16 protein-coding genes and 1 rRNA gene are annotated in these 16,113 nt (G+C 58.0%); 8 read left to right on the plus strand and 9 right to left on the minus strand.

Annotated elements, in window-relative coordinates; translation table 11 throughout:
* Window positions 1-90 precede the first annotated feature (90 nt).
* The 4 genes from glnA (at window position 91) to ACK3CV_RS24715 (ending at window position 4,400) form a co-directional block, all read left to right on the plus strand.
* On the plus strand, window positions 91-1,500 hold the full coding sequence (gene glnA, locus ACK3CV_RS24700; protein WP_025304715.1) for a glutamate--ammonia ligase: 1,410 nt from the start codon (window positions 91-93) through the stop codon (window positions 1,498-1,500).
* 193 nt (window positions 1,501-1,693) lie between these two features.
* Window positions 1,694-2,743: a nitrogen regulation protein NR(II) gene (glnL, locus tag ACK3CV_RS24705; protein WP_004931246.1), complete on the plus strand. Its 1,050-nt coding sequence runs from the start codon at window positions 1,694-1,696 to the stop codon at window positions 2,741-2,743.
* A gap of 8 nt (window positions 2,744-2,751) precedes the next feature.
* Entirely contained in the window at window positions 2,752-4,164 is a 1,413-nt protein-coding gene (glnG, locus tag ACK3CV_RS24710) for a nitrogen regulation protein NR(I) (RefSeq protein ID WP_015379452.1), read from the plus strand.
* A 113-nt stretch (window positions 4,165-4,277) separates the two neighbouring features.
* A complete protein-coding gene (locus ACK3CV_RS24715; protein WP_015379453.1) occupies window positions 4,278-4,400 on the plus strand; it encodes a YshB family small membrane protein in 123 nt (40 codons plus the stop codon).
* A gap of 34 nt (window positions 4,401-4,434) precedes the next feature.
* On the opposite strand, the gene hemN is transcribed toward ACK3CV_RS24715, so the two are convergent.
* The 3 genes from hemN to ACK3CV_RS24730 form a co-directional block, all read right to left on the minus strand.
* Window positions 4,435-5,808, minus strand: coding sequence for an oxygen-independent coproporphyrinogen III oxidase (hemN, locus tag ACK3CV_RS24720; protein WP_086580743.1), 1,374 nt, complete (start codon window positions 5,806-5,808; stop codon window positions 4,435-4,437).
* Window positions 5,809-5,990: 182 nt separating this feature from the next.
* A complete protein-coding gene (yihI, locus tag ACK3CV_RS24725) occupies window positions 5,991-6,530 on the minus strand; it encodes a Der GTPase-activating protein YihI (RefSeq protein WP_049234118.1) in 540 nt (179 codons plus the stop codon).
* Between the two features lie 25 nt (window positions 6,531-6,555).
* The gene (locus tag ACK3CV_RS24730; RefSeq protein WP_223182053.1) at window positions 6,556-6,759 is read right to left on the minus strand and encodes a hypothetical protein; all 204 of its coding nucleotides are present in this window, start codon (window positions 6,757-6,759) and stop codon (window positions 6,556-6,558) included.
* A 505-nt stretch (window positions 6,760-7,264) separates the two neighbouring features.
* On the opposite strand from ACK3CV_RS24730, the gene yihA reads away from it, so the two are divergent.
* The gene (gene yihA / locus ACK3CV_RS24735; RefSeq protein ID WP_019452177.1) at window positions 7,265-7,909 is read left to right on the plus strand and encodes a ribosome biogenesis GTP-binding protein YihA/YsxC; all 645 of its coding nucleotides are present in this window, start codon (window positions 7,265-7,267) and stop codon (window positions 7,907-7,909) included.
* 277 nt (window positions 7,910-8,186) lie between these two features.
* Here the strand turns inward: yihA and spfP are convergent, their stop codons facing one another.
* Both spfP and polA read right to left on the minus strand, forming a co-directional pair.
* A complete protein-coding gene (spfP, locus tag ACK3CV_RS24740) occupies window positions 8,187-8,234 on the minus strand; it encodes a small protein SpfP (RefSeq protein WP_071892919.1) in 48 nt (15 codons plus the stop codon).
* A 191-nt stretch (window positions 8,235-8,425) separates the two neighbouring features.
* Entirely contained in the window at window positions 8,426-11,224 is a 2,799-nt protein-coding gene (gene polA, locus ACK3CV_RS24745; RefSeq protein WP_164040042.1) for a DNA polymerase I, read from the minus strand.
* A gap of 497 nt (window positions 11,225-11,721) precedes the next feature.
* On the opposite strand from polA, the gene yihG reads away from it, so the two are divergent.
* Window positions 11,722-12,618, plus strand: coding sequence for a 1-acylglycerol-3-phosphate O-acyltransferase, YihG family (gene yihG, locus ACK3CV_RS24750; RefSeq protein WP_164040039.1), 897 nt, complete (start codon window positions 11,722-11,724; stop codon window positions 12,616-12,618).
* A gap of 46 nt (window positions 12,619-12,664) precedes the next feature.
* On the opposite strand, the gene dsbA is transcribed toward yihG, so the two are convergent.
* From dsbA to ACK3CV_RS24765, 3 genes are all read right to left on the minus strand, one after another.
* Entirely contained in the window at window positions 12,665-13,288 is a 624-nt protein-coding gene (gene dsbA, locus ACK3CV_RS24755) for a thiol:disulfide interchange protein DsbA (protein ID WP_004931264.1), read from the minus strand.
* Between the two features lie 29 nt (window positions 13,289-13,317).
* Window positions 13,318-14,304, minus strand: a complete 987-nt coding sequence (locus ACK3CV_RS24760; protein ID WP_047569988.1) for a serine/threonine protein kinase — start codon at window positions 14,302-14,304, stop codon at window positions 13,318-13,320.
* 98 nt (window positions 14,305-14,402) lie between these two features.
* On the minus strand, window positions 14,403-14,672 hold the full coding sequence (locus tag ACK3CV_RS24765; RefSeq protein WP_033638631.1) for a YihD family protein: 270 nt from the start codon (window positions 14,670-14,672) through the stop codon (window positions 14,403-14,405).
* Window positions 14,673-14,820: 148 nt separating this feature from the next.
* On the opposite strand from ACK3CV_RS24765, the gene mobA reads away from it, so the two are divergent.
* Together mobA and mobB are read left to right on the plus strand one after the other, a co-directional pair.
* The gene (mobA, locus tag ACK3CV_RS24770) at window positions 14,821-15,411 is read left to right on the plus strand and encodes a molybdenum cofactor guanylyltransferase MobA (RefSeq protein ID WP_033636501.1); all 591 of its coding nucleotides are present in this window, start codon (window positions 14,821-14,823) and stop codon (window positions 15,409-15,411) included.
* Window positions 15,408-15,926 carry a molybdopterin-guanine dinucleotide biosynthesis protein MobB gene (mobB, locus tag ACK3CV_RS24775; RefSeq protein ID WP_033636502.1) on the plus strand — a complete coding sequence of 173 codons (519 nt, stop codon included), beginning with the start codon at window positions 15,408-15,410 and terminating at the stop codon, window positions 15,924-15,926. The genes mobA and mobB overlap by 4 nt, the downstream gene beginning before the upstream one ends.
* A gap of 72 nt (window positions 15,927-15,998) precedes the next feature.
* On the opposite strand, the gene rrf is transcribed toward mobB, so the two are convergent.
* Window positions 15,999-16,113: ribosomal RNA gene (gene rrf, locus ACK3CV_RS24780) — 5S ribosomal RNA — on the minus strand.

Genomic DNA, 16,113 nt, shown 5'->3' on the forward strand with positions numbered 1-16,113 from the left:
CTTTTCGCTTTAGTCTTTTCAAGGCGAAAAAAAGCCAGTTCCACAGATTCGTTCCACGACGACGACAATGATAAACCGGGAGAGTTAAGTATGTCCGCTGAACACGTATTGACGATGCTGAATGAGCATGAAGTGAAATTCGTAGACCTGCGTTTCACTGACACCAAGGGTAAGGAACAGCACGTGACTATCCCGGCTCACCAGGTAAACGCCGACTTCTTCGAAGAAGGCAAAATGTTTGACGGCTCCTCTATCGGTGGTTGGAAGGGCATCAACGAATCTGACATGGTGCTGATGCCGGACGCCAGCACGGCGGTTCTGGATCCGTTCTTCGAAGAACCTACGCTGATCATTCGCTGCGACATTCTCGAGCCGGGCACCATGCAAGGCTACGATCGCGACCCGCGCTCCATCTCCAAACGCGCCGAAGACTTCCTGCGCTCCTCCGGCATCGCGGATACCGTGCTGTTCGGGCCAGAGCCTGAGTTCTTCCTGTTCGACGACATCCGCTTCGGCAGCAGCATCCGCGGTTCCCACGTGGCCATCGACGACATCGAAGGCGCCTGGAACTCCGGCACAAAATACGACGGCGGCAACAAAGGCCACCGTCCGGCGGTGAAAGGCGGTTACTTCCCGGTTCCACCGGTCGACTCTTCGCAGGATCTGCGTTCCACCATGTGCTTGACCATGGAAGAGATGGGCCTGGTGGTTGAAGCGCACCACCACGAAGTGGCGACCGCCGGTCAGAACGAAGTGGCAACCCGCTTCAACACCATGACCAAGAAAGCCGACGAAATTCAGATCTACAAATACGTGGTGCACAACGTGGCGCACGCCTTCGGCAAAACCGCGACCTTCATGCCGAAGCCTATGTTCGGCGACAACGGTTCCGGCATGCACTGCCACATGTCGCTGTCCAAGAACGGCACCAACCTGTTCGCCGGCGACAAATACGGCGGCCTGTCTGAAACCGCGCTGTTCTACATCGGCGGCATCATCAAGCACGCCAAGGCGATCAACGCCCTGGCCAACCCGACCACCAACTCGTACAAACGTCTGGTGCCGGGTTACGAAGCGCCGGTGATGCTGGCTTACTCCGCCCGTAACCGCTCCGCGTCCATCCGCATCCCGGTGGTCGCCAGCCCGAAAGCGCGCCGCATCGAAGCCCGCTTCCCGGATCCGGCGGCTAACCCATACCTGTGCTTCGCCGCGCTGCTGATGGCCGGCCTGGACGGCATCATCAACAAGATCCACCCTGGCGACGCCATGGACAAAAACCTGTACGACCTGCCGCCGGAAGAAGAAGCCGAGATCCCAAAAGTGGCCGGCTCGCTGGACGAGGCGATGGCCGCACTGAACGAAGACCGCGAGTTCCTGACCCGCGGCGGCGTGTTCACCGACGATGCGATCGATGCCTACATCGAACTGCGCAAAGAAGAGATGGACCGCGTTCGCATGACGCCACACCCGGTTGAGTTCGAACTGTACTACAGCGTCTAAGCCCTACCCGCGCCGTCTGCGCAGGCGGACGGCGCCCACATTTTTGTTATCGCTTTTTTGTTGCCGTGGAAACTTTCAGCCCATCTTCGGATGGGTTTTTTTCTCCACCGTATTTTCTGCAAAACTATTCCATACCGCGCCGATCCCGGATGGAGTAGGATAGATGCACTAAAAAGGTGCAGGAGTCTGCTGTATGGCAACTGGCAAGCTGCCCGATGCTGGGCAGATCCTCAATTCACTCATCAACAGCATCCTGCTGTTGGATGACTCTCTGGCGGTTCACTACGCCAACCCTGCGGCACAGCAATTGCTGGCGCAAAGCTCCCGCAAGCTGTTCGGCACGCCGCTGCCCGATTTGCTCGGTTATTTTTCGCTGAACGTCTCTTTGATGCGCGAAAGCCTGCGCGCCGGTCAGGGCTTCACCGACAACGAAGTGACCCTGGTGGTCGACGGCCGTGCGCATATCCTTTCCCTGACCGCTCAGGCGCTGCCGGAAGGCTATATTCTGGTCGAGCTGGCGCCGATGGACAATCAGCGCCGCCTGAGCCAGGAACAGCTGCAGCATGCCCAACAGGTGGCGGCCCGCGATCTGGTGCGCGGTTTGGCGCACGAGATTAAAAATCCGCTGGGCGGCCTGCGCGGTGCGGCGCAGCTGCTGGCCAAGGCGCTGCCCGATCCGGCGCTGACCGAATACACCAAGGTGATCATCGAGCAGGCCGATCGGCTGCGCAATCTGGTGGATCGCCTGCTCGGCCCGCAGCGGCCCGGCCAGCACATCACCCAGAGCATCCATCAGGTCGCGGAGCGCGTCTGCCAGCTGGTGTCGCTGGAAATGCCGGATAACGTCACGCTGGTGCGCGATTACGATCCGAGCCTGCCGGAAATGGCCCACGACCCGGATCAGATAGAACAGGTGCTGCTGAACATTACCCGCAACGCGCTGCAGGCGCTGGGCGAGGCGGGCGGCACCATCACGCTGCGCACCCGCACCGCGTTTCAGATTACGCTGCACGGCACCCGCTACCGCCTGGCGGCGCGCATCGACGTCGAAGACGACGGCCCCGGCGTGCCGGCGCAGCTGCAGGACACGCTGTTCTACCCGATGGTCAGCGGCCGTGAAGGCGGTACCGGCCTGGGATTATCCATCGCCCGCAATCTTATCGATCAGCATTGCGGAAAAATTGAATTCAACAGTTGGCCAGGTCATACCGAATTCTCGGTCTACCTGCCCATTCGTCAGTGAGGTTTGCTATGCAACGAGGGATAGTCTGGATCGTCGATGACGATAGCTCCATCCGCTGGGTGCTTGAGCGCGCGCTCACCGGCGCGGGCCTGAGCTGCGCCACCTTCGAAGGCGGCAATGACGTGCTGGAAGCCTTGGCCACGCAAACCCCCGACGTGCTGCTGTCCGATATCCGCATGCCGGGCATAGACGGCCTGGCGCTGCTCAAGCAGATCAAACAGCGCCACCCGATGCTGCCGGTGATCATCATGACCGCGCATTCGGATTTGGACGCCGCCGTCAGCGCCTATCAGCAAGGGGCCTTCGACTACCTGCCGAAGCCGTTCGACATCGACGAAGCGGTGGCGCTGGTCGAGCGCGCCATCAGCCATTATCAGGAGCAGCAGCAGCCGGTGCGCAGCCAGCCGGCCAGCGATCCGGCGGCGGACATCATCGGCGAGGCGCCGGCGATGCAGGACGTGTTTCGCATCATCGGCCGGCTGTCGCGTTCGTCGATCAGCGTGTTGATCAACGGTGAATCCGGCACCGGCAAGGAGCTGGTGGCGCATGCGCTGCACCGCCACAGCCCGCGCGCCAAGTCGCCGTTCATCGCCCTGAACATGGCCGCCATCCCCAAGGATCTGATCGAGTCCGAGCTGTTCGGCCACGAGAAAGGCGCCTTCACCGGCGCGAACCAAATCCGTCAGGGCCGTTTTGAACAGGCCGACGGCGGCACGCTGTTCCTCGACGAGATCGGCGATATGCCGCTCGACGTGCAAACGCGCCTGCTGCGGGTGCTGGCGGACGGCCAGTTCTACCGGGTCGGCGGCTATGCGCCGGTGAAGGTCGACGTGCGCATCATCGCCGCCACGCACCAGAATCTGGAGCTGCGGGTGCAGGAAGGCAAGTTCCGCGAGGATCTGTTCCACCGCCTGAACGTGATCCGCGTACACCTGCCGCCGCTGCGCGAGCGCCGTGAAGACATCCCGCGACTGGCGCGCCACTTCCTGCAGATCGCCGCCAAAGAGTTAGGCGTCGAGGCCAAAAACCTGCACCCGGAAACCGAAACCGCGCTGACCCGCCTGCCCTGGCCGGGCAACGTGCGCCAGCTGGAGAACACCTGCCGCTGGCTGACGGTGATGGCCGCCGGGCAGGAAGTGCTGATCCAGGATCTGCCGGGTGAGCTGTTCGAAACCGCCGCGCCGGAAAGCCCCAGCCACAGTCTGCCGGACAGCTGGGCCACGCTGCTGGCGCAGTGGGCCGATCGCGCGCTGCGTTCCGGTCATCAAAACCTGCTGTCGGAAGCACAGCCGGAAATGGAGCGCACGCTGCTCACCACCGCCCTGCGCCACACCCAGGGGCACAAACAGGAAGCCGCGCGCCTGCTGGGCTGGGGGCGTAATACCCTGACCCGCAAGCTCAAAGAGCTGGGTATGGAATAGGAACGGGGATGGATGATGAAAAACGCCGTCCGGCGCACAAAAAAACGCCAACCGCAGGCTTTACAGCCGGTGCGGGCGCAGTATGATCGTGTCGCACACTCTGGAGGTTGACGATGCTGGACTCATTCATCGTATTCATTTCTCAGGGCGCGGAGCTGGGCTCCGCCGCCAGCCACACCCCGCAGGCGGCGGTTGCCGCGGTATTGTGCGCCGCGCTGATTAACTTCTTCAGTTAAAAAAACAGCCGCATCAGCGGCTGTTTTTTCATCCTCAGATCACCCGTGAGAACTGCTGGCTGCGCGCCTGTTGCCGCAGATAGCGGTCGAAACACATGCAGATATTGCGGATCAGCAAGCGCCCGCGCGGCGTGACGCGAATGCCCTGCTCGTCGCGCTCCACAAGCCCATCGCGTTCAAACGGCGCCAGCAGCTGCAGGTCTTCGGCGAAGTAAGCGGTGAAATCGATGCCGTATTGCCGTTCGAGCGGCTGATACGCCAACCGGAAATTGCAGATCAGGGTTTTGATCAGATCGCGCCGCAGGCAATCGTCGTCCGTCAGCGCCAGCCCGCGCCACAGGGCGTTGCCCTGCGCTGGTACGCTCTCATAGTAACGCTTCAGCTCTTTCTGGTTCTGCGCATAGCTGTCGCCGAGCATGCTGATGGCCGACACGCCCAGCCCCAGCAGATCGCTGTCGCCCTGGGTGGTATAGCCCTGGAAATTGCGGTGCAGCTTGCCTTCGCGTTGGGCGATTGCCAGCTCGTCGTCCGGGCGCGCAAAGTGATCCATGCCGATGAACTGATAGCCGGCGCCGGTCAGGAAAGCGATGCTCTGCTGCAGAATATCCAGCTTCTGCTGGGCGCTGGGCAGATCGGCGTCTTTGATTTTGCGCTGGGCGGCGAACAAGTTTGGCATATGCGCGTAGTTGAACACGCTGAGGCGATCGGGATTCAGTTCAGCCACCCGCTGCAGCGTGAAAGCGAAGCTTTCCGGCGTCTGTTTCGGCAGGCCGTAGATCAGATCGATATTGGTCGAGCGGAAGCCCAGCGCTTTGGCCCGCTCAATCAGGGCGAAGATAAAGGCTTCGTCCTGCTCGCGGTTGACCAACTGCTGCACCTGCTTGTTGAAATCCTGCACCCCCATGCTCAGACGGTTAAAGCCTTCGGCGCGTAAATGATCGAGCACATCCAGCGCTATCTCGCGCGGATCGACCTCGATCGACATCTCCGCATCGGGCAGGAAATCAAAGTGTTCGCGCAGCAACGCCACCAACCGGCTGATTTGCGCTTTATCCAGGTAGGTCGGCGTACCGCCGCCCCAGTGCATCTGGCCGACCTTGCGGCCGGCGAACAGCGGCGCACGGCTGGCGATCTCTTGCGCCAAAACGTTCAGGTACTCGTCGGCCTTGTGGGTCTGGCGCGTCACCAGCTTGTTGCAGCCGCAGAAGTAACACAGCTTATGACAGAAAGGGATATGCACATACAGCGACAGCGGCCGCTCAGGGTAACGCGCAGCGGCGCGTTGAAACGCCGCTTCGTCGTAGCGCTGGTTAAACTCCAGCGCCGTGGGGTATGAAGTATAACGCGGCCCTGAGTAGTTATATTTTTGGATCAGGGCCAAATCCCAGACAATCGTCTGCTCTGACATGCTCACTCCTTCCGATATCTTTTTCTACCGGGCCTGGAGAGAGGCGGTTGTCTGCGCTGTCTGGCCACGGAAGCGCTGCGAAAACGCGCTTTGCGCTTAGACAGCCGCCATAGTTTACCGAATAACCACAGCAGATAACACATCAAGAGTAGGGCTATTGCCGGGATTAGCCACATAGCGCGTTAAAAAGCGTCTTTCGGGTTGCCGCCTTTCAGCAGCTTCAGAATATCTTCCTGCTTCTCTTCTTCTTCTTCGTCGTCTTCACCCAGTTCGATGCCCAACACGTCCATCAGCACATCGATGCGATCCAACGTTTTGTCGACATAGGTCTGCTCTTCCGCGTTCAGCGTTTCGCCATCGTCGATGCGATCCAGCAGCGCGTTCAGGCGTTCGTCATTTTCCAGCTTCGCCAGCTCTTCTTCCGGCGACAGGCGCGGTTTCGCTTCGGCCTTTGGCTTCGGCTGCGGTTTGGCCTTCACTTTGGTTTCGTCGACCACCAGCGCTACCGGCACTTTACTGCCGATACGCGGATCTTTGGCTTCCGCCGCCGATTTGTTCTTCTGGCTGCCGGACTCGACCTGGGTGCGCGAACCGGAAGCGTGGCCGCGGCGCTTTTTCAGGCGTTTGCGCTCGCGCGCTTCCTGATCGAGCTCCATACGGCTTTTCTTTTTCGTTTTTGACTTCGCCGCGCTGCCGCGAGGTGCTTTTGATGGCTGGTTCATAGCGTGTGCTCTTAGGTATGTAGATTCAGTATAGAATTGCGGCGGAATCTAGCAGAAAGCGGACAAAGAAAAAAGGCGGCAGGTTAAACCTGCCGCCTATTTCGCACCTTCTTGCGAAGGGTATTCCTGTTACGCGCTCCTTGCGCACATGCAACATCCCGGTTTTTCCTTCTGCTATAACCGCATTCCCTGCCACTACGTCCTTCATCCTGAAAGAAAAATCGTCCATGGCGCAATCCATTCGCATCCGCTCTTCCCGAGCGAGCTTCCTGCCGGCATCCAAACTGCCAATACTTCACCATCCGATGTGCCTGCCGCCTGTTCCGGTGCGAAAGGGTCACTTCCTGTTGCGTTCATCCTGGCACTCATTGCACGCCCTGTGCATTCCCTGAGATTTGTCATCCTTCCCGGATGTTCCTTAATCCTGCGCAACCCTGCGTTAACGACTACTTTACGTTATTGTTGCCAAGGCTCAAGGCACCTGACGCCGATTTGGACGACATTTCCCTACAACGAAAAAACAACATATTGTTTTTAAAATAAAAACAGAAACATCACTTTCGAATAAAGCGACATTACCCGCGATTCGAATGGCAAATGTCTCACAACGTACGCGCGGCATAACTGTCGTTTTATCGCGTCCCGCCGCTTAAAAACCGAGAAACACGCCATTTTTACCGCTGATGCAGTTATAATCGCCAACTAGTTAGCCATCCTCACGGAGACGAAAAATTTTGACCAGCAAGAACTACAACTATCATGTGACCCATTTCGTCACCAGCGCACCCGATATTCGCCATCTGCCGGGGGATGCAGGAATTGAAGTCGCCTTTGCCGGCCGTTCCAACGCCGGGAAATCCAGCGCGCTGAATACGCTGACCAACCAAAAAAGCCTGGCGCGCACCAGTAAGACGCCGGGGCGCACCCAGCTGATCAACCTGTTTGAAGTGGAAGACGGCATCCGCCTGGTCGACCTGCCGGGTTACGGCTACGCCGAAGTGCCGGAAGAGATGAAGCGCAAATGGCAGCGCGCGCTGGGCGAATACCTGCAGATGCGCAACAGCCTGAAAGGCCTGGTGGTGCTGATGGATATTCGCCATCCGCTGAAAGATCTCGACCAGCAGATGATCCAGTGGGCAGTCGACGTCGGCACGCCGGTGCTGGTGCTGCTGACCAAGGCCGACAAGCTGGCCTCCGGCGCACGCAAGGCGCAGCTCAATATGGTGCGTGAAGCGGTGCTGCCGTTTATGGGGGATATCCAGGTTGAAGCCTTCTCGTCGCTGAAGAAGATCGGCGTCGACAAGCTGCGCCAGAAGCTGGACACCTGGTTTAACGAGATCCCACCGGAAGTGCTGCCGGAAGACGAAGCCGGCGAATAAGCCCAGGCCGAACGCCAGAGCCGATGCCTCGCCGCATCGGCTTTTTTCTACCCGCAGTTCAGCCGCAGGCGGGATTTTTTGTTATCTAATTACAGTTCTGAAATAAAGCCATCATAAAAACTTATCGCCAGAGCTGGCTTATCTCGCCGGATTACGCGAGTCGAGAGGGGAAAGCAGGAACGAAAAGCGGTGCGGAGCGATAGGAAAAACGTATGGTTTGCTGCTGTTTTTACAATAAAAAACGCCCCAGTCAATACTGACTGGGGCGGCTAAATATTCAGCCAAATCCGATTACGTGAAGTAAAAGGTCTGAAAGATAGAACATCTTACCTCTGTACCCTACGCCTGTAACTCTACCTTATTTTTTCGCAGGGCAAAAGAATTTTTTGTAGTTTACTTACACAATTTGCGGCGCAAGAACGGCGAAGTTGGGGAAACTATCGCCGCATCTTGTAGCTTAATTACGAAAAGTGCTTAGGTTATCGCCAGTTAGCGCATCCGGCGATAACCCGGTAATCAGTGCGCCTCATCCCAGTTCATGCCGACGCCCACGTCGACCTTCAGCGGCACCGCCAGAGTCATGCTGCCTTCCATCAATTGACGGATGCGTTGGCTGGCTTCTTCGATCACCGACTCATGCACCTCAAATACCAATTCATCGTGCACCTGCATGATCGCGCGCACCAACGGCTTCTCCTGCCCTTGCAGCCAGGCGTCGACCTCGATCATCGCACGCTTGATGATATCGGCCGCGGTGCCCTGCATCGGGGCGTTGATGGCGGCGCGCTCGGCCGCCTTGCGGCGCATGGCGTTGCTGGAGCGGACGTCCGGCAGGTACAGGCGGCGCCCGTCCAGCGTGCTGACATAGCCCTGTTCGGAAGCCTGTTGACGGGTGCGCTCCATGTACTCCAGCACGCCCGGGTAACGCTCGAAGTACAGATCCATATAGCGCTGGGCTTCCCCACGCGGGATCCCCAACTGGCGCGCCAGGCCGAAGGCGCTCATGCCGTAAATCAGGCCAAAGTTAATCGCCTTGGCGCTGCGGCGCTGTTCGCCGGTCACTTTATCCAACGGCACACCGAAGACTTCCGACGCCGTGGCGCGGTGAATGTCTTTCCCTTCGGCGAAGGCCTTCAGCAGCCCTTCATCCTGTGACAGATGCGCCATGATGCGCAGCTCGATCTGCGAGTAGTCGGCCGCGACGATGCGGTAGCCTTCCGGCGCGATGAAAGCCTGGCGGATGCGCCGCCCTTCTTCGTTGCGCACCGGGATGTTCTGCAGGTTCGGATCGCTCGAGGAGAGACGGCCGGTCGCAGTCACCGCCTGATGGTACGAGGTGTGTACCCGGCCGCTGACCGGGTTGATCATCAGCGGCAGCTTGTCGGTATAGGTGGTCTTCAGCTTCGCCAGGCCGCGGTATTCCAGGATCACCTTCGGCAGCGGGTAATCCAGCGCCAGCTCGGCCAGCACTTCTTCGTTGGTGGACGGCGCACCGCCCGGGGTTTTCTTCAGCACCGGCAACTTTTGTTTCTCGTACAAGATAGCCTGCAGCTGCTTGGTCGACGCCAGGTTGAACGGCTCTTCCGCCAGCTCGTGGGCCTGCGCCTCCAGCTCAGCCAGACGCTTGGCCAGCTCCTGGGAGTGGGCCGACAAAATGGCCGGATCGATCAGCACCCCGGTGCGTTCGATATGCGACAGCACCGGCAGCAGCGGCATTTCAATCTCGTTGAACACCGTCAGCAGCTCTGCGCTCTGTTTCAACTGCGGCCACATCGCCAGGTGCAACTGCAGCGTGACATCGGCGTCTTCGGCGGCGTAAGGCGCCGCCTGCTCCAGCGCGATCTGATTGAACGTCAGCTGGTTTTTGCCCTTGCCGGCGATCTCTTCGAAGGTGATGGTTTTATGGCCCAGATAACGATCGGCCAGGCTGTCCATATCGTGACGGCCGCCGACGCTGTCCAGCACATAGGACTCCAGCATGGTGTCGTAGGCGATGCCGCGCATCTCAATGCCGTAGCGCGCCAGCAGGCTCATGTCGAACTTCAGGTTTTGCCCGACCTTCAGCGCCTTATCGTCCTCCAGCAGCGGCTTGAGCGCTTCCAGCACGTAGGCGCGGTCCAGCTGTGGCGGTGCGTCCAGATAATCGTGCGCCACCGGCAAATAAGCCGCCTCGCCCGGCGCGATCGCGAAGGACAGGCCGATCAGGTTGGCGGTCAGGGTATCCAGACCGTCGGTTTCGGTATCGAAGGCAAACACGTCGGCCTTTTTCAGCCGCGCCAGCCAGTCGGTAAAGGTCGCTTCATCCAGAATGGTGACATAACCGTCCTGGGACAGCTTGGCCTCCGCCAGCGCCTTCGGCGCTTCCGCGGTGGCGGCCGGTTTGGCGCCGCCGGCAGCTTTCGCTCCCGCGCCTTTCTTGTTTTCCAGCCATACGCCGGCTTCCACGTCCGCCAGCCAGCGTTTGAACTCGTATTGTTTGAACAGCTGCTGCAGCGTATCGACATCCGGTGCAGAGACCGTCAGATCCGCGCAGGTCAGATCCAGCTCAACGTCGGTTTTGATCGTCGCCAGCTTATAGGAGAGGTACGCGACCTCTTTGTTCTGCTCCAGCTTGGCCGCCATGGTTTTGGCACCGCGGAAGCTCAGCGTGGCGATATTCTCCAGATTGCCGTACAGCGCATCCAGCCCGCCGATACCCTGCAGCAACGCCTGAGCGGTTTTCTCACCCACGCCCGGCACGCCGGGAATGTTGTCCGATGAATCGCCCATCAGCGCCAGGAAGTCGATGATCAGCTCCGGCGGAATACCGTACTTGTCGCACACTTCCTGCGGGCCGAGGATGGTGTTGTTCATGGTGTTGATCAGGGTGACGTTCGGCGTCACCAGCTGCGCCATGTCTTTGTCACCGGTGCTGATCAGCACCGCGTGGCCAGCTTTTTCGGCCTCCAGCGCCAGCGTACCGATAACGTCGTCCGCCTCAACGCCGGGCGTCACCAGCAGCGGCAGGCCCATCGCCTTGACCATGTTATGCAGCGGCTCGATCTGCGCACGCAGATCGTCCGGCATCGGTGGCCGGTGCGATTTGTATTCGGCGAAGAGATCATCGCGGAAGGTCTTCCCTTTGGCATCAAACACCACGGCAACGTGGCTCGGTTGATACTGCAGCAGCAGGCTGCGCAGCATATTCAGCACGCCGTACATCGCGCCGGTCGGCTCGCCCGCCGAGTTGGTCAGCGGCGGGAAGGCGTGATAAGCGCGGTAGAGGTAGGAGGAACCGTCAACCAGGATTAGTGGGTTTTCTGCAATCTGGGCCATAGCGTTTCTTTATCGTGATCGGACATAGGGGTAAGCATGCCATAGCTGGCCGCCGGAGACGAACCTTAGCGTGCATTGCGGACGAAAATGATGAGATTGTGCGCGAGGATCCGCAAGATCTTACCTGTGGATAACTTTGTGCATAGAAAAGAGACCGAATTATAACGTTGTGATTATCGTTATAACGGCGAATAAAATTCCTATTTAAATCACCGCGTTAAAAGAACGAATTCCGGCGACGCTTTATTACTGGCTTTTATTGGATTTGTGGATATAACTTTCGCCGGATTTTAATCGCACTATTAATCAAATTCGGCGCCTCAATTACCTTAGCACAAGCTGGACAAGTTGCACAAAAACTCGGCAAATGGTTATCCGGCGAGGTCAAAAACAGTGATTTTTAGCGGCGCTTTACCCCGACATTCTCTGTTAAAATAGGCTTTTGTTCATGCGCTTCGGCATGCAACGATGTTCCCAACAACCGTCAGCCCATAACCATGCCAAGATTGTTAACGCCTGTTATCTTTATCATTTCCGTCATACTCACCATTCTGGTGACGGTGTTGTGTTCTATCCCCATCACGCTGGCCGGCATCGTGAAACTCCTGGTGCCCATTCCCGCCGTCTGGCGATATATCTCGGCTTTCGCCGATTTCATGATGTGGTGTTGGTGTCAGGGGCTGGCGCTGTTATTGCGCATTAACGGGCAATTGCGTTGGGATATTGAAGGGCTGGAAGGGCTGGATCGCAAAAACTGGTATCTGCTGATCAGCAACCACGAAAGCTGGTCAGACATTGTCGTGTTGTGCGTGCTGTTCAGAAATCATATTCCAATGAATAAGTATTTCCTCAAGCAACAGCTCGCCTGGGTGCCTTTTGTCGGCCTGGCCTGCTGGGCGCTGGATATGCCATTCATGAAGCGTTACTCCCGCGCCTATTTGCTCAAGCATCCGGAGAAGCGCGGCAAGGATATCGAAACCACGCGCCGTTCCTGCGAAAAATTCCGTCAACGTCCAACCACCATCGTCAATTTCGTCGAAGGTTCGCGCTTCACCGAAGCCAAGAAAATTAAAAGCAATTCGCCGTATCGCAATTTGCTGGCGCCCAAAGCCGCCGGCATCGCGTTTACCCTTAGCACGCTGGGCAATCAGTTCGACAAAGTGTTGAACGTCACTCTGCTCTATCCGGAAAATAACCAACGGCCTTTTCTGGATATGCTGTGTGGTCGTTTGACGCGCATCGTGGTAAGAATAGAGACGCTACCGATCGATGAAACCCTGCACGGGGACTATTTCAACGACAAGCAGTTCAAGCGGCGTTTCCAACTGTGGCTGAATACGCTGTGGCAGGAAAAAGACCGGCTGCTGGATAAATTGAAGCGGCAATACGGATAAAAAAACGCCGGCAACGAACGCCGGCGTTTTTCATGTTGAATCTGGCTTATTTCTGCTGGCTGAGGAATTTAACCACGTCGGCGAACTGCTTCACGTAAGCGTCCATCGAGCTGGTGTCCAGGCCATCATTTTTAACCATGTATTTGCCGTTCACGAATACCGCAGGCACACCGCGCAGCTGCAGATCTTCCGCGGCTTTCTCCTGTTGAACCACCAGAGATTTCACCACGAAGCTGTTCCATGCCGCGTCATAATCTGCGGCGGTCACGCCCGCTTTCACGAAGACGTTACGGATATCGTCCGGCGTTTGCACGGTCTGGGTTTTCTGCACCGCTTCAAACATCAACGGGCTTACCTTGTCTTCCACGCCCAGCGCCATCGCCACCGCCCATGCCTGAGTCAGCTGTTTGCCCAGCGGCCCCAGGAACTCAACGTGGTACTTGGTCATTTTGGTGCCGGCAGGCAGCGCCTTCTTCACGTTCTCGGACACGTGATAGACCTGCTCGAACTGGTAGCAGTGCGGGCAGTAGAAGGAGAAGAACTCCAGCACCTGAGGCTCACCGGTCACCGGCTTGTCCAGGGTCACGTACTGAGCGCCATCGCTGAACTGTGCCGCCGAAGCACTGAAGGCCATCACCATGCCAACGAGCGCCAACCATATTTTTTTCATAAGACTAAACTCTCCATTGTGTTAAAGCTTCAATACATTGGCGTCAGCTGCAGAGGGGGCTCCTGCAACAGCTTAACCTGTTCGGTGAAGGCCGCAGTCTGAGACAACCAGAAATCAGACTCCGCCATCCACGGAAAACTCTTAGGGAAGGCCGGATCCTGCCAACGGCGGGCGACCCAGGCCAGGTAATACACCATGCGCATTGCCCGCAGCGGCTCAATCAACGCCAGCTCGCGTTGGTCGAACTCGGCAAATTCGCCGTACGCTTCCAGCAAGACGTCCAGCTGCATCAATTGATCGCGCCGCTCACCGTGCAACAGCATCCACAAATCCTGCACCGCCGGGCCGTTACGCGCGTCATCAAGATCGACGAACAGCGGGCCGTCGCGCCACAGAATATTGCCGGGATGGCAATCACCGTGCAAACGGCGCGGCTGCCAGTCCAGATGCCAGTGCGCCTTGATCGCCGCAATCAGGTTGTCCGTTGCCAGCAGGAACGCGTCACGCTGTGCTGCCGGCAACAGACCGCAATCGGCCAACACCTGACGCGGGGCGGTGAGATACTCTTCAACCCCCATCGTCGGCCGTTCGGCGAACAAACGCTCGCCGCCGACCTGATGGATACGGCCCAGGAAACGACCCACCCATTCCAACTGATCCAGGTTGTCTATCTCATATTGGCGCCCGCCCACGCTGGGAAACAGGGTAAAGAAGAACCCACCGTGCGTATGCAGCGTAGCGCCTTGCAGCGCCAGCGGCGCCACCGCCGGAATTTCCGCGCTGGCCAGATCCAGAGCGAACTGATGTTCCTCACCGATTTGTGCGGCGCTCCAGCGCTCCGGGCGGTAAAACTTCACTACGTAGCGCCGGCGATCTTCGTCCATAAACTGATAGACGCGGTTCTCATAGCTGTTCAGCGCCGTCAGGCCGGAATCGACGCGCAGGCCAACCCCTTCTAGCGCGTCCATAATCAAATCGGGCGACAGGGTGTCGAAATTAAAAGCAGAGTTATTCATAACGTTCGTTTGATCGCTGACAGCACGGTGCCGGGAATGAGAAATAGTAGCATTAATGGCGCCTTTCACGAGCTATGCTTTCTCGCACCGCGCGAGGATCAGTCCTTGATAACGCCGCGAGCGCGCAACAGCGCCGTTTTAAAATCTTCTTCGTAATCTTTCTTCAGGCCCGGGATCTGATCCGTGCCGGCGCTGCCGCGCATTTTCAGATGGTAAATAAGAATGTCGTCGCTCAGTTCGGACAACTCGCCCTGGAAGCCCGCTTCCTGCGCCAGCTTTTGCAAAAACTGCATCAAATTGAGATCGGGATCTTCCTGCCAGGCCGGGTGCAACAGCTCGATCAACTCGTTTACGCGATGCGTTTTCATCTCAATATCGTCCAATAGCATGAATAAACTCACAAAGTAACAGGCTTACCCACGCAGTGAAAGAACCGGCTTGTCAATAAAGGTAAATCCTGATGTCGCGCCGGCTTTAGCGCTACAATCAGCGCATCGACAAGGCGGGATAAACGAGATGCATAAAGAAATCAGCGGCGTCATTTTGGCCGGCGGACGGGCCACGCGTATGGGCGGTGAAGACAAAGGCCTGGTGTCGATTGCCGGTATCGCACTCTATCAACACGTATTGGCTCGGTTACGGCCGCAAGTGGCTTCCGTCGCCATCAGCGCCAATCGCAATCAGGCACGTTACCAGGCGAGCGGTTTGCCGGTGATTGGCGATCTGACGCCCGATTTCGCCGGGCCGTTGGCCGGGATGCTCGCCGGGCTCAAACAGGCCCCCAGCGAGTGGGTGGCCTTCGTCCCTTGTGACGTCCCCGACTTTCCCGCCGACTTAGTCGCGCAGCTATGGCGGCAAAAAGGCGCAGCGCCAGCAGCCTTTGCCAGCGATGGTGAACGAGATCACCCTACGCTGGCATTATTGCATACCCAAATAGCGCCGCAGCTGGCCGACTATCTGGCGCGCGGTGAACGCAAGCTGATGCTGTTCTTGCATCAGATTAACGCACAACGCGTGGTGTTCAGCGGGCAGCAAACGGCATTTCATAACCTGAATACACCGGAAGACTGCCTGCACTGGCAGCAAGCACGAGAGCTAAAAACATGAATCGTTCATTGCCCCCTTTGCTGGCCATCGGCGCCTACAGCGGGACGGGGAAAACCACCCTGCTCAAGCAATTGATCCCAATGCTGAAACAGCGCCAGATGCGGGTTGGGCTGATAAAGCATACGCATCACGACATGGATGTGGATACGCCGGGTAAAGACAGCTATGAGCTGCGCAAAGCGGGTGCCGACCAAACGCTGGTCGCCAGCGATCGCCGTTGGGCATTGATGACCGAAACGCCGGAGCAACAACCTTTGGATCTACGCTACCTGGCAGGGCGTTTTGACGCCGATAAGGTCGATTTGATTCTGGTGGAAGGGTTCAAACATGAGCCTGTCAGCAAGATCCTGCTTTATCGGGCCGAGATCGGCAGACCGTTGGAAGACATGCTGGATCAGTTTGTCGTGGCGGTAGCCAGCGACCAGCCGCTATCCATCGCGGCTAAGCAGTTGGATCTCAATCAACCGGAAAGCATCGCCGACTTTATTGTCGAGTGGTTGAAAGGCGCAGCGTAGCTGCGCTTTGTTGCGTTTTACGCATAGCAAAAAGCCCTGAACGTCAGTTCAGGGCTTTCGGCTTTATTTGATGCCTGGCAGTGTCCTACTCTCGCATGGGGAGACCCCACACTACCATCGGCGCTACGGCGTTTCACTTCTGAGTTCGGCATGGGGTCAGGTGGGACCACCGCGCTATTGCCGCCAG

It is taken from the genome of Serratia sp. TSO36 (assembly GCF_057808395.1).

What these genes read in the sequence shown, in the direction of transcription:
- glnA (WP_025304715.1), top strand. Translation starts at nt 91, where the DNA reads ATGTCCGCTGAACACGTATTGACGATGCTGAATGAGCATGAAGTGAAA.
- ACK3CV_RS24760 (WP_047569988.1), bottom strand. Translation starts at nt 14,304, where the DNA reads ATGAATAACTCTGCTTTTAATTTCGACACCCTGTCGCCCGATTTGATT.
- yihG (WP_164040039.1), top strand. Translation starts at nt 11,722, where the DNA reads ATGCCAAGATTGTTAACGCCTGTTATCTTTATCATTTCCGTCATACTC.
- ACK3CV_RS24715 (WP_015379453.1), top strand. Translation starts at nt 4,278, where the DNA reads ATGCTGGACTCATTCATCGTATTCATTTCTCAGGGCGCGGAGCTGGGC.
- mobA (WP_033636501.1), top strand. Translation starts at nt 14,821, where the DNA reads ATGCATAAAGAAATCAGCGGCGTCATTTTGGCCGGCGGACGGGCCACG.
- ACK3CV_RS24765 (WP_033638631.1), bottom strand. Translation starts at nt 14,672, where the DNA reads ATGAAAACGCATCGCGTAAACGAGTTGATCGAGCTGTTGCACCCGGCC.
- glnL (WP_004931246.1), top strand. Translation starts at nt 1,694, where the DNA reads ATGGCAACTGGCAAGCTGCCCGATGCTGGGCAGATCCTCAATTCACTC.
- yihI (WP_049234118.1), bottom strand. Translation starts at nt 6,530, where the DNA reads ATGAACCAGCCATCAAAAGCACCTCGCGGCAGCGCGGCGAAGTCAAAA.
- glnG (WP_015379452.1), top strand. Translation starts at nt 2,752, where the DNA reads ATGCAACGAGGGATAGTCTGGATCGTCGATGACGATAGCTCCATCCGC.
- dsbA (WP_004931264.1), bottom strand. Translation starts at nt 13,288, where the DNA reads ATGAAAAAAATATGGTTGGCGCTCGTTGGCATGGTGATGGCCTTCAGT.
- mobB (WP_033636502.1), top strand. Translation starts at nt 15,408, where the DNA reads ATGAATCGTTCATTGCCCCCTTTGCTGGCCATCGGCGCCTACAGCGGG.
- ACK3CV_RS24730 (WP_223182053.1), bottom strand. Translation starts at nt 6,759, where the DNA reads ATGGACGATTTTTCTTTCAGGATGAAGGACGTAGTGGCAGGGAATGCG.
- hemN (WP_086580743.1), bottom strand. Translation starts at nt 5,808, where the DNA reads ATGTCAGAGCAGACGATTGTCTGGGATTTGGCCCTGATCCAAAAATAT.
- polA (WP_164040042.1), bottom strand. Translation starts at nt 11,224, where the DNA reads ATGGCCCAGATTGCAGAAAACCCACTAATCCTGGTTGACGGTTCCTCC.